The sequence below is a fragment of the Streptomyces sp. NBC_01012 genome (assembly GCF_045162755.1).
Taxonomy (GTDB): Bacteria; Actinomycetota; Actinomycetes; order Streptomycetales; family Streptomycetaceae; genus Streptomyces.
Genome location: NZ_CP108688.1, coordinates 5,532,680 through 5,546,124 on the forward strand (window position 1 = coordinate 5,532,680; position 13,445 = coordinate 5,546,124).

The window sequence follows — 13,445 nt, forward strand, 5'->3', positions numbered from 1 at the left end:
TGGGTGCCGCATGCCTGGTTCAGGCCATGGCGACGCGGGCGCTCCTGGGCGTGATGTCCGTCCAGTGCTCCTCCACGTAGTCCAGGCAGACGGGGTGGGGGGCGGGGCCGAAAACGGTCTCCCACCCTTCGGGGACATCGGCGAAGGACGGCCACAGGGCATGCTGGCCCTCGTCGTTGACGAGGACGCGATGCCGGGTCTGCGGGTCGTCGAAGGGGTTCGTCATGCGGGGTCTCCTTGTGCGGTGTCGTGACCGGCGCGCAGTGCGGCGGCCAGAGTCGTGCCGATCTGCGTCCGCGCAGCCGGCTGCATCATCTGGGCGTGCGCGCACGCCACGTCGTGGTTCTCGATGTGTCCGTCGATGTACGGCGCCCACAGTTCGAGTCCGAAGGTGTCTTGCGGGCGGCCCTCGGTGGCGGTGAAGAAGAGGACGGGACCGCGGAAGGTACGGGGGGTGTACGCGCGCATCAGCCGTGCCTGGCCGGCGAAGTTGTCCACCATCGTGTCGATGGTGGCGGGTTCGAGAGACCCGAGCGGACTGCCGCTGCGGCGGAACGCGTCCCGGACCGCGGTCGCCTCGACCTCGCCGTCCCCTTCGAGGGCCTCCTCGCCCACGCCGATGTTGGACAGCAGAGCACGGAACACGGTGTCGCGGCCGGCGCTGTCCAGGTCGTCCAACGGCGCGATCGGGAAGGCGTCGAGGATGGTCAGCAACGCGATGTGCTCACCGGCCTCCTGGAGCTGTACCGCGACCTCCTGTACGAGGTTGCCGCCGAAGGACCAGCCGAAGAGGTGGTACGGCCCGTGCGGCTGCACGGAGCGAAGCTCGGCGACGTACACGGCCGCCATCGCTTCCATGCTGTCCGGGAAGGGGGCCGCGCCGTCGAGGTTGGGAGTCTGCAGGCCGTACACCGGCTGGCCGGGGTCCAGGTGGGGCAGCAACCCGCCGTACGACCAGGCCAGCCCGCCCGCCGGGTGGACACAGAACAGGGGTGGGCGGTCACCGGTGGTGCGCAGCGGCAGCAGTGTCGCCAGCGGATTGTCGTCCGCTTCGTCGAGGAGGCGTTCCGCGAGCGCGGCGACGTTCGGTGCCTCGAAGAGGCTGCGGATGCTGACCTCGACACCGAGGGCCGTGCGGATGCGGCCGATGAGCCGGGTCGCGAGCAGGGAATGTCCGCCCAGCGCGAAGAAGTCGTCGTCGATCCCTACCTGTTCCCCCACTTGTTCGACGCCGAGTACCTCCGCGAAGAGGGAACACAGCACGTCCTCGCGGGGATTGCGAGGGCCCCTGCCCCTGTCGGTGCCGTCGGTGCTGTGGGCGAGGGTGGCATGCGCCGGGTCGGGCAGGGCCTTGCGGTCCAGCTTGCCGCTGGGAGTGAGCGGAATGCCGTCCAGCAGCTGCCAACCGGTGGGGACCATGTACGCGGGCAGATGGCGGGCTGTGTGGGCCCGAATCGCTGCAGGAACGGCGGCTGGTCCGGCCGCTTCGGTCAGGACCAGGTAGGCGGTGAGTCGTGTGCCCGCCGGGCCGCCGTCATCGGCGGTCACGGCGGCCCGTACGACATCGGGGTGTGCTTCGAGCACTGCCACGATCTCGTCGGGCTCGACCCGGAAGCCGCGCACCTTGATCTGGCTGTCGGCGCGTCCGGCGAATTCGAGTGCGCCGTCGTTGCCGCGCCGCGCACGGTCTCCGGTGCGGTACATCCGTGCGCCCGTGGGGCCGTACGGATCGGGTACGAAGCTGCGGGCCGTATCGGCCGGCCGGCCGTGGTAGCCGAGCGCGAGGCTGTCGCCCGCGAGATACAGGTCGCCGACGACGCCCACCGGTACGGGACGCAGCCGCGCGTCCAGCAGATAGGCGCGGGTGCCGGTGGTCGGCGTGCCGAGGACGGGTCGGTCGGCCTCGGCGAGCGGGGTGACGAGGGTGTCGATGGTGGCTTCCGTCGGGCCGTAGAAGTTCCAGGACCGCACCTCGGGCACCTCGCGCAGTGCGGTCCACAGCGCCTGCGGGACCGCCTCGCCGCCGAGAACGACGACCGACGGGCGGTGCTCGCTGCCCGGTGTGAGCAGACCGGCGTCCAGCAGCTGACGTACGTGGCTCGGTGTCGACTCCAGGACATCGAGGCGGCGGGTGCGTACCGCTTCGACGAAGGCTTCCGAGTCGCGCCTGGTCAGGTCGTCGAGCACGTGCAACTGGTGTCCGTCGACCATCCACAGCACGGGGTCGAGAGAGGCGTCGAACGACAGGGCGGCGGTCAGGGCCACCCGCAGTCGCCGGCCTCCGCTCGCGCGCACCGCGGGGGCGAAGACCTGCCGTCGGTGGTGGTCCAGCAGCCGGGCCAGCGAGCCGTGCCCGACGAGCACCCCCTTGGGGCGACCGGTCGATCCCGAGGTGTGGATGAGGTACGCCGCGGAGTCCGGCGCGGGACGGACGACCGGCTTGGGAGTGGCGGGTGCCGCCAGGTGGCGGGCCGGTTCCGCGCTGTCGAGCACCAGCCGGGGCCGGCCGTCCCCGACCCGGCCGACGGTGGCGTCGGCGGTGACGACGAGCCGCGGGCGGGCGTCGTCGAGGACGGCGTCGATGCGTGCTTGGGGGAGGAACTCGTCGACTGGCGCGTACACGCCACCGGCCTTGAGCACGCCCAGCAGGGCCGCGATGGAATCGACGGACCGGGGCAGCAGCACGGCCACCACGTCACCGGGGTGCACACCGGATTCCGTCAGCAGGGTGGCGATGTGTCCGGAACGGGTGTCCAGCTCCGAGAACGAGATCCTGCCGTCCGGTGCGGTGACCGCGATGTCACCGCTGCGGGATACGGCGACCGTCTCGGCGAACCGGTCGAGGACGGTCGCCGGACCGGTGGACGCCGCGTCTCCATGGCCGAGGAGCAGCAGCCGCCGCTGCTCGGCCTCGTCTGTCAGGGCCAGGTCGGCGACCTTGGTACCGGGTTCGGACACGGCCCGGTCGAGCAGCCGCAGGAACCACCGCGTGATCCGGTGTGCCGTACCCGTGTCGAAGAGATCCCGGCTGAACTCCAGGGTGCCGTCGAGGATGTGCTCGCCGGGCGTGGTCGCGGGCCGCTCGGTGAAACCGAAGGAGAGATCGAACTTGGCTCCTCCGGTGTCGACTCCGTCCATCCGCGCCCGCAGGCCCGGCAGCTCCAGGTGCGGCGGCCGGGTGTTGTTGAGGGTGAGCATCACCTGAAAGAGGGGATGCCGGGTGAGGGAGCGCGTGGGCTGCACGGCCTCCACGAGGCGCTCGAACGGGAGCTCCTGGTGGGCGTAGGCGGCCAGGTCGGTCTCCCGCACCCGGGCGAGCAACTCCCTGAACGTCGTCTCCGGGTGCACGCCGGTGCGCAGGGCGAGGGTGTTGACGAAGAAGCCGACGAGCGGTTCGAGAGCCTCGTCCGTCCGTCCGGCCACAGGCGTGCCGATGGTGATGTCCTCCCCGGCCCCCGTCCGGTGCAGGAGCGCCGCCAGTGCGGTGTGCAGGACCATGAACGTGCTGGTCGCGGACGTCCTGGCCAGCCGGCCGATGCCCGCGGTCGTGTCCGCGGGCACCTGGAAGGCCACCGTGCCGCCGCTTCCGCCGGAGACGGCGGGCCTGGGCCGGTCCGTGGGGAGAGGCGTCTCCTCGGGTGCCCCGGACATCTCAGCGGTCCAGTACGCCAGTTGAGCAGCCGACAGCGAGGCCGGGTCGGCGGCACTGCCGAGCAGCCCGCGCTGCCACAGGGTGTAGTCCCTGTACTGGACCGGCAGCGCCGTCCAGCTGGGCGAGCGTCCGGCCGTCCGTGCCGCGTAGGCACCGGCCAGGTCCTGGGCCAGCGGGCCCATCGACCACCCGTCGGCCGCGATGTGGTGCACCGTGATCAGCAGGGTGTGCCGGTCATCGGCCAGCCGGAAGAGCTCGGCGCGCAGCGGCATCTCCTGCGCCAGGTCGAACGGCCGCCCGCTCGCCTCCCGCAGAGCATGTGCGAGAGCCGGATCGTCGAGGGTCGTCACCGGCATGCCGGGGCGCGCGTCACCGGCGGCGAGCACGGCCTGGAAGGGTTCGCCACCGCTGACCTCGACGAGGGTACGCAGACTCTCGTGCCGGGCCGTCACGTCGGCGAGCGCCCGGTGCAGCGCCGTACGGTCGAGGGTGCCACTCAGCCGCACCGCGACCGATATGTGGTAGGCGGCGGCCTCCGGGTCCAACTGGTGCAGGAACCAGAGCCTTTGCTGTGCGGGGGACAGCGGGGTCCTGGCGGGCCTCGGGGCCTTTCGCAGCGCCGGGCGGGCCGTACCCGCCTCGTCCAGCCGCTCGGCGAGCGCCACCGGGGTGGTGGACTCGAAGAGGGTACGGACCGGCAGCTCCACGCCGAACGCCGAACGGATCCGGCCGATGAGCCGGGTGGCCAGTAGCGAGTGACCGCCCAGCTCGAAGAAGTCGTCGCCCCGGCCGACCTGTTCCTGCCCGAGGCTCTCCGCGAACAGGGCGCACAGGATCTCCTCCTGCGCTGACCGGGGCGGGTCGGTGTCGATCGCTCCTCGGGAGGCGTCCCCGGCCGTGGACAGCGCGGTGAAGTCCACTTTGCCGTGTGCGGTCAGCGGCAGCTCGGCCATGGGCACGACCGCCGTCGGCACCATGTAGGCGGGGAGCCGGTCGGCCAGGTAGGCGCGCAGAGCGCGGGCGGACAGTTCCTGCCCGTCGCAGGCGACGACCCAGGACACGAGCCGTCCCTCGCCTCCGGCGTCCGTCCGTACGGTGACCGCGGCGTGTGCCACGTCGGGGTGTGCGGTGAGCACCGTCGCGATCTCGCCGGTCTCGATGCGGAATCCACGTACCTTGACCTGCCCGTCAGCACGCCCCACGTATTCGAGGCGGCCCTTTCTGCGCCGCACGAGGTCGCCCGTGCGGTACATCCGGGTGCCCGGGACACCGTACGGGTCAGGCAGGAACCGGGCCGCCGTGGCGGAGGGACGGTTCTCGTACCCGCGGGCCAGTCCGGCGCCGGACAGGTACAGCTCACCCGTGCCGCCCGGAGCGATGGGACGCAGCCGCTCGTCGAGTACGCGGGCACGGGTGGCCGCGACGGAGTGACCGAGGTGGGGACGGGTACCGGTGGTGATGCGGCCCATCACGCTGTCCACCGTGGTCTCGGTGGGCCCGTACAGGTTCCACACCGCGACGCCCCGCAGCGTCGACAGCTCCTGCCACAGCGACTCGTCCACAGCTTCGCCGCCCAGGGCGAGGACCCGCGGGCGGGACTGACCGGGGGCGAACAAGCCGCAGATGCGCAGCTGTTCGAGGAACGAAGGAGTGGTCTCGACGACATCGATCGCGCTGTGGTGCACGAGAGCGGTGAGCGCCTCGGGATCGCGGCGGGTCGCGTCGTCCACCAGATGCAGTTCGTGTCCGGCGACCATCCACAGCAGCGGGTCCCAGGAGGCGTCGAAGGTCATGGCAGCCGTGAGCGCGACCCGCAGCGGCAGGCCGTTGTTCCTGGCTTCGGCCGGCTCCATCAGCGTCTCGCGGTGGCTGGTGAAGAGGTTCGTCAGGGACCGGTGCTCGACGACAACACCCTTGGGCAGGCCCGTGGACCCGGAGGTGTGGAGCACGTAGGCGGCGTCCTGGGCGCGCGGCATCCTGGGAGGGATCCCCCCGGCCGTGCGCCACACCGCCGGGTCGTCGATGAGCAGACTCGCCGCGGTCGGCGACAGCGCGTCCCGGGTTCCGGCCGTGGTCAGCAGCAGCCGGGGCGCGGCGGTGTCGAGGATCAGCTGGTTGCGGGAGCGGGGATGCGAGGGGTCCACCGGTACGTACACGGCTCCGGCCCGCAGCACACCGAACAGCGCCACGATGTGCAGCGATGTGCGAGGCAGGGCCACCGCCACCCGGTCGCCACTGCCGACCCCGGAGTCCCTGAGCAGGCAGGCGAGCTGCTCGCTTCGCGCCAGCAGCTCCCCGAAGCTGAGGCGGCCGTCGGACGCGACCACGGCGGTACGGGCAGGCTGGAGGGCGGCGCGGGTGGTGAGTACGTCCACCACCGTCCGGTCCTCGTCGGCCGTGCCCTCCCGGGTGACGGACGACCCGGCCACCGGCTTCCGGGTGGCCCGGGGCAGTTCGTCCAGGGCCGCGTCGCACTGGTCGGGTGTCAGGAAGCCGACGTCGGCAGTGGGACGGTCGGGGGCGGCGAGGGCCGCCCGCACCAGGCGGGTGAAGTGCTCGGCGAAGCGCTCGACCGTGCTGCGGTCGAAGAGGTCGTCGCTGAACTCGATCTCGCCGCCCACACCGGCGGGCGCGCCGTCGTCGTCGTGTTCCTCGGTCAGGTCCCAGGTGAGATCGAACTTGGCTCCGGTGCGACCGATGGAGGCCTCGTGGGCGACGCTGAGGTCCGGCAGCGAGGGGCGGGGGGCCGGGGTGTTGTTGAGGCTGAGCATGACCTGGAAAAGAGGGTGCCGGGAGAGTGAACGCGCTGGCGCTATCTCCTCCACGACGCGCTCGAAGGGGATGTCCTGGAGTGTGTACGCCGCGAGATCGGCGCTTCGGACCCGCTCCACGAGCTCGCGCAGGCTCGGCGCACCGGACGTGTCGGCCCTCAGCACCAGTGTGTTAACGAAGAAGCCCACCAGGTCGGCGAGTGACTCGTCGGTGCGCCCCGCCACCGGCGTACCGATCGCGATGTCGTCACCGGCGCCCAGGCGCGTCATCAGGGCGGACAGCGCCGCGTGCAGCACCATGAACGTGCTGGCCCCGCAGCCGGCGGCCAGCCGTACCAGCGCGCGGTGCGTGTCGGCGTCGAGCCGTACGGGAACGGCCCCGCCCCGGCCGGACGGCCGGGCCGGCCGTGGGCGGTCGGCGGGGAAGGTCAGTTCCTCGGGGAGCCCTTCGAGGATCTGCGCCCAGCGTGCGAGCTGGCGTCCGGCCGGGCTGTCGCCGTTCCGGGGGTCGCCGAGCAGGTCACGCTGCCACAGGGCGTAGTCGGCGTACTGCACGGGAAGGGCGTCCCACCGGGGCATCTCGCCGGCGACGCGCGCCGTGTAGGCGGTCGCCAGGTCGTGCAGGAGCGGGCCCATCGACCAGCCGTCCGCCGCGATGTGATGGAGCGTCAGTACGAGTACGTGCTCGTACTGACCGACAGGGAACAGCTGGGCGCGCAGAGGCAGTTCCCGGCCGAGGGCGAAGGGCGCGCGGTCGGGCTCGATGGATGTGGATCCCTCCGGCATCACCACGAGCGTGGGGCGGGCGGCCTCCGGAGTGAGGATGCGCTGGTACGGGCCCTCCTCGTCGACGGCGAAGAGGGTGCGCAGACTCTCGTGCCGTGCCGTGAGGTCGGCGAGCGCGTCGACGAGCGCTTCCCGGGCCAGCGGGCCCGACAGCCTGAGCGCTACCGGAAGGTGATAGGCGGCGCCGGTGTCGCCCAGCTCATCGAGCAGCCACAGCCGCTGCTGCCCGAAGGACAGGGGCAGCCGCTCGGGTCGCGGCGAGACGGCCTCGACCGGCGGCCGCGCGGTCGGGGCGGTGTCCAGTGCGGCGATGAGACCGGCCGGGGTCGGCGACTTGAAGAGGACACGGATCGGCATCTCGACGCCGAAGGCGCCGCGTATGCGACTGACCAGGCGGGTCGCCAGCAGCGAATGCCCGCCCAGCAGGAAGAAGTTGTCGTCCCGGCCGGTCCGGGGCACGCCCAGGCACTCGGCGAAGATCGAGCACATCAGTTCCTCGTCGGGGGTGCGCGGTGCGCCGCCCCTGGCCGCGACCGGCGTGGCCTGCGGCAGGCGGTCGGTGTCGAGCTTGCCGTTCGGGGTGAGCGGCAGCCGGGGCACCGTCGCCCATGCCGTCGGCACCATGTGCTCGGGAAGCAGGCCGGCCAGGGCGTCCCGTACGTCCGTGAGGTCGCCGATGCCGTCGCCCACCACGTACGCGGCGAGCCGTCCCACCTCGTCAGGGGACCCGGCCGGCGCGACCGCCGCCTCGGTGACGCCCGGCAGGCTCCGCAGCGCGGACTCGACCTCGCCGGTCTCGACGCGGTAGCCGCGCACCTTGAGCTGGCGGTCACTGCGGCCCAGGAACTCCAGAGTGCCCTTCTCGCTCCAGCGGGCGAGGTCTCCCGTTCGGTACATCCGTCCGCCGGGCGGTCCGAACGGATCAGGAAGGAATCGCTCCGAGGTGAGCCCGGGGCGCCCGGAGTAGCCCCGCGCCACGCCTTCACCGGACAGGTACAGCTCACCGGTGGCGCCCCGCGGCAGCGGATGCAGCGAAGGGTCGAGCACATAGGCCCCGGCACCCGCGACCGGGCGCCCGATGGCCGGAGTGCCGCCCGTGATCCGGGTGGTCACCGCGTCGACGGTGGTCTCGGTGGGACCGTAGAAGTTGAAGACCAGCAGACCGCCCTGGCCGGCGAGCTCGTTCCACAGGGCATCGTCGACGGTCTCCCCACCGAGGGCGATCACCAGGGGCCGGTGCCGAGGGTCGCTGAGCAGTCCGGCGGTGAGCATCTGCCGCAGGTAGGTGGGGGTGGTCTCGACGGCGTCGATGCGCTGCCGGACGAGGAAGTCCACCAGCGCTTCGGGGTCGCGGCGGATCTCGTCGTCGACGATGTGCAGTTCGTGACCGGCGACCATCCACAGCACGGGGTCCCACGAGGCGTCGAAGGACGTCGCCGCGGTCAGTGCGACTCTCAGCCTGCGGCCGAGCGTTCGCTCGGCCAGGGCGTGTGTCTCCTGCCGGTGGTGTTCGAGGAGGTTGGTCAGCGAGCGGTGCTCCACGACGACGCCCTTGGGCCTGCCGGTGGAACCTGACGTGTAGATGACGTACGCCGCGTCCCGGAGGCCGGGCCCGGCCGGCTCTGCCACCACCGGCTCCAGGCCCGCCAGGGCCGGGTCCACCAGGGGAAGTGTGCCCCGCGGGTCCATGGCGCGTGCGGTCTCAGCCGTGGCGACGAGCGCGATCGGCTGTGAGTCCTCGATCATGAAGGCCAGCCGGTCGGTGGGGTACGAGGGGTCGAGCGGCAGATACGCGGCGCCCGTCCGCATCACCGCCACCATCGCCACCACCAGATCCGTGGACCGGGGCAGACCGACGGCCACCCGGGCGCCCGGCCCGGCTCCCCTGGCGGCCAGCACCCGGGCGAGGACGTCGACCTCGGCGTCGAGCTCACCGAAGGTGAGACGGGTGTGGCCGCAGACCACCGCGGTGTCACCGGGCGCGGTCCGCGCCAGGCCGGCGACCTGCTCGGGGAGGGTGGCCGGTCTCGGTGCCCAGGGATCGACGGGCGTCAGGGCGCCGAGCCCGAGTACCTGCTGCCGGTCGTCGGCGCCGACGACGTCCAGGTTGCCGATCGTCCGCTCCTCGTCGTCGGCGAAGGCCTCGATCAGGCGGCACAACCGCTCGTGATGGGCTGCCAGCTCCTGCGGGGTGTAGAGACCGGGGTTGCCGAGCAGGTCGACATGGAATCCGCCGTCGGCGTACGAGGCGTGCACGGCGAGGGCCATGTCCTCCACCGGGCCGATGGAGAGGTTGTGCAGTGTCGCCCGGTGCGGACCGAAGCTGAGGCGGTCGTCGAAGGCCAGGACGTTGACCGATGGGCCGGTCAGCGGAATGTCGGTACCGGCCAGGCCGAGGTCGTGGCGCAGGCTCTCCGACGGGTAGCGCTGGTGCGCCAGGACCTTGCGCGCCTGGGCCGACGCCTGCTTGGCGACGTCCGCCACCCGGTCGGACGGGGAGATACGCAGCCGCATCGGCAGGATGTTGCTGAGCATGCCGGGCGTCGCACGGGCCACCGGGGTGCGCCGCCCGGTCACCGGCAGTCCCAGGACGACCTCCCCGAGCCCCCGGCTGCGATGCAGATAGACCGCCATGGCCGTCATGAACAGCGTCGGCCATCCGGTGCCCGCCCGCCTGGCCGCCGCGCGCAGCCGCTCGGCGTCCGCGGCCGCGAACTCCCGGCGTACCCGCAACGCCCCGTGCCCGGGGGAACGCCGCTCGTCGGTCAGACCGGTGGGGGTGGGGGCGCCTGCCAGGTAGTCCGTCCAGAACGCGCCGTCCGCACGGTGCTTTCCGGAGGACCGGTACCTCTCCTCCTCGTCGATCAGCAACCCGAGGGCGGGTCCCGGCCGTGGCCCCTGGCCGGCCGGCGGCGGGGCGGGGGCCACGGAATCGGTGTAGACCTCGGCGATCCGGGCGAGGGCGAGCGCGGCGCCGTATCCGTCGAGCGCCAGGTGGTGCACCTGCTGGTGGAACACATGGTGTTCTTCGGCCAGGCGGTAGAGCGTCATGTGCACGAGCGGTCCTGTGGCGAGGTCCGTCGGCCGGCTCAGGCACTCCTCCATGCGCCGCAGCGCCTCGGCGCGCGGGTCGTCGTACCGTGACAGATCGACCAGCGGAACGTCGACGTCCGCACTCTCGTGAACGCGCTGGAAGGGAACGCCGTCGCGCGTACCGAACGTCAGACGCAGCGCCTCCTGCTCGTCCGCGACCCTGCGCACGGAGGCCCGCAGAAGCACCGGGTCGATCCGGCCCTGGATATCCGCGTACTCGGCCACGTTGTACGACGGGTTCCGCGCATCCATGCGCTGGGCGAACCAGAGACCGCGCTGGGCCGCGGTCAGCGCGAGCGTGGGGGCAGAAGGCCCGTCGTACGGTGCGTCGGTCACGCGTCCTCACCTCGGTGGGAACCATCGGAAGCCGGTCGGCGTCGCGGTTGCGAATCCGTGCCACGGCGCGTGTGTGCACGGCCGAGGGCTCCAGATGGTCGTCGTTGTCCCAAATGGGCTGTCACACCGGTGATTCGGAGTCGCAAAGCCAGCGGATTGGTGGCGTGATGCACGGCACATCCATGGAGGGGGGTTGCGCACTTCGCGGGCGCATACATGTCGAACGGTGTTGATTCCGCGCCGGTCGGCAATCCGTACGGCGGGTGGCTCCGAACAACCCGCGTAGGGGTTCAGTCGTAACGAGACATGGAGTGTCCATGAGCATCGCCGCAACCACCCTGCGTTGGAGCGCCGCGACCGCGGCCGCCGGCGCACTGCTGATGTCGACCGCGACCATCGCCGGAGCCGCCGAGGCCCGTGAGCCGGCCGCACCGACGGCGCAGTCCATACGGGCGGACCAGCCACGCCAGGCCTCTTCGGGCACCACCTACGCCTACCGGGGCGTCCAGGGTGGCAATCTGTGCCTGCTCTCGCGCTGTTCGGTGGGCGGGCCGGCGCCGTGGGACAACGCCGGGCCGAGTAACACCCAGGGCTTCAACCTCTGCCTGCTCGCGGTCTGCGACGTACGCCCCTGACACCGGCCCCGGACGGAGCTGTTCCGAAGGCCGCGGCAGCTGTACAGCCACGCCCTGCTGTCCGTCCACGAGCTGGACGGACAGCAGGGCGTGGCTGCAACCTCGGCGACTTCTGTCTCGCCGGCGTCGAGTGCCGGCAGGCGCTGCGGGTCGGGTCCCGGGAGGGCATGTGTTCGCGGCCTCCCGTACGACGGCGGGACTGTTGCCGCTCGCCGACCTGCCCGACGACGGACCGGCCGAGCTCTACGCCTCCCGGAGCGGGACCGGGACCGCCCCGTACCGCCTCCTCCGAGGCCGCCACGCCGAGCTTCGGCTTTCGACTCCGTCGACCGCACGGCTGACGGGGAAGGGACTGCCGGCGGCCTGCGGCTGCGCCCTGGGGGAGGAGGACCGCCACGAGGCCGCGGTGCCCGTGCCCCGTGGCACCGCGAGCCCGGCCCGGTCCGAACGTAGGACCCTAGCTGCCCACGGCGCAGGTGGCCCCGTTGAGCTGGAACCGCGGCGGCGGCGACGCGTCACCCGTGTGGTCGGCGAGATAGCCGAGGGTGATACTCGCGCCCGGAGCGATCGTGGCGTTCTGCGAGGCGTCGACCGCCTCGACCATGTCGCCCGACTGGGTCAGGTCCGTGCTCCAGTCGGAGACGACGGTCTGCCCCAGGGGCAGCGGGAATTCGAGCGTCCAGCCGTCCACGGGCTCGCTGCCCGTGTTGGTGACGGTGAGGTCGACCGTCGTGCCCGTACCCCACTCCGTGACCGTGCGGTCGACGCGGCAGGTGGGCTCCTCCTGTGCGAACGACATCCGGTGCAGGCCGCCGGGCAGGTCGTTGACCATGTAGAACTCGCCGTCGGATGTCGTCCCGATCGCCGTCACCTGGGTCGGCGTCTGCCCGATCTCGGCCTGCTCGTACCCGCCTTCGCCGTCGGGGCGCAGGGCCCAGACCGTGGACGAGCAGTAGTCCGTGGCGATGTACGTGCCGTCGGCCAGATCGGCGTACTCCTGGCCCCGGTAGACATGGCCGCCGATGAGCGCGCAGCCGCCGGTGTACGGGGAGTAGGTGAAGACCGGGTCGGTGTACGTCTCGCCCGACACGCAGTCGCCGCCCTCGAACTTCTCCAGGCCCTCGTAGCAGGACCAGCCGAGGTTGAGGCCGCCCTGCCCGGGGGCGAGGTGGTCGACCTCCTCCCAGCGGCCCTGGCCGACATCCCCGATCCACATCGAGCCGTCGGCGGCGTCGAAGGAGAACCGCCACGGGTTGCGCAGCCCGTACAGCCAGATCTCCTCGTGGGCGCCCGCCGTGCCGACGAACGGGTTGTCCTCGGGCACGCAGTAGGGGAGCGGGTCGCAGCTCCGGCTCACGTCGATGCGCATGATCTTGCCCAGCAGGGTGTCCAGATGCTGCGCGGAGCGCAGGGGGTCGGCCGAGCCGCCGCCGTCGCCGATGCTCCAGTACAGATCGCCGTCCGGACCGAACGTGAGCTGGCCGCCGTTGTGGTTGGTGTTCTCGGTGTGCGCCTGCGAGAGCAGGACCTCCGGGCCGGAGCCGTCGAGCCGGTAGCGGGCGAGGGTGACCGCCGCGTCGGGCAGCGCGGTGTACGCGAGATACAGGGTCTGGCTGTCGGCGAAGTCGGGCGGGAAGGCGATGCCGAGCAGGCCGCGCTCGTTGCCCGACTCGTCGACGGCCGACGTGATGTCGATGACGGGGGTCTCGGCCAGGCCGGTGTCCGGGTCGTAGACCCGGACGGTGCCGGACTTCTCGGTGATGAACAGCCGGTCCGTGCCGTCGTCGGGGGACGCGACGGCGGTGGGCCGCTTCAGGCCCGAGGCCACCTGGGTGGTGGTCGCGCTGAGCGAGGTGAGCGGCACGGACGGGGCGGCCTCCGCCGCCCGGGTCCCGGCCGGCGCGGAATCCGCCGTGGCGGGGGCCGAGAGTGGTGCGGTCAACAGGAGAGCGAGCAGAAGGGGCCAGGCCCAGCGGCGTCTTGACATATGTCGGCTCCAGAGGGGGGACGCGCATCAAGGTTCCATGGAGAGCGCCAAGCACGGCCGAACCGCATCACCAGCACCGTGGGAGCGCTCCCGCACCAGGCTGAGGGTCTTGGAACGGGACGGCAACGCGCGATTGAGCCACCTTCAGGCCGCATGGCGAAAAACAGCCCCGCGGTGGGCGGGGT

General features: G+C 71.9%; 4 protein-coding genes. 1 reads left to right on the plus strand and 3 read right to left on the minus strand.

All coding sequences use genetic code 11. The annotated features are described in order from the left end of the window. Nucleotides 1–19: 19 nt before the first annotated feature. Nucleotides 20–226, minus strand: a complete 207-nt coding sequence (locus OG623_RS24820) for an MbtH family protein (RefSeq protein WP_406149332.1) — start codon at nt 224–226, stop codon at nt 20–22. Beyond that, on the minus strand, nt 223–10,638 hold the full coding sequence (locus OG623_RS24825; RefSeq protein ID WP_406149334.1) for an amino acid adenylation domain-containing protein: 10,416 nt from the start codon (nt 10,636–10,638) through the stop codon (nt 223–225). Before OG623_RS24825 ends, OG623_RS24820 begins: the two co-directional genes overlap by 4 nt. A gap of 317 nt (nt 10,639–10,955) precedes the next feature. On the opposite strand from OG623_RS24825, the gene OG623_RS24830 reads away from it, so the two are divergent. Then, nucleotides 10,956–11,273, plus strand: coding sequence for a hypothetical protein (locus tag OG623_RS24830; RefSeq protein WP_406149335.1), 318 nt, complete (start codon nt 10,956–10,958; stop codon nt 11,271–11,273). A 457-nt stretch (nt 11,274–11,730) separates the two neighbouring features. Here the strand turns inward: OG623_RS24830 and OG623_RS24835 are convergent, their stop codons facing one another. After that, nucleotides 11,731–13,260, minus strand: coding sequence for a PQQ-dependent sugar dehydrogenase (locus OG623_RS24835; protein ID WP_406149337.1), 1,530 nt, complete (start codon nt 13,258–13,260; stop codon nt 11,731–11,733). Nucleotides 13,261–13,445 lie beyond the last annotated feature (185 nt).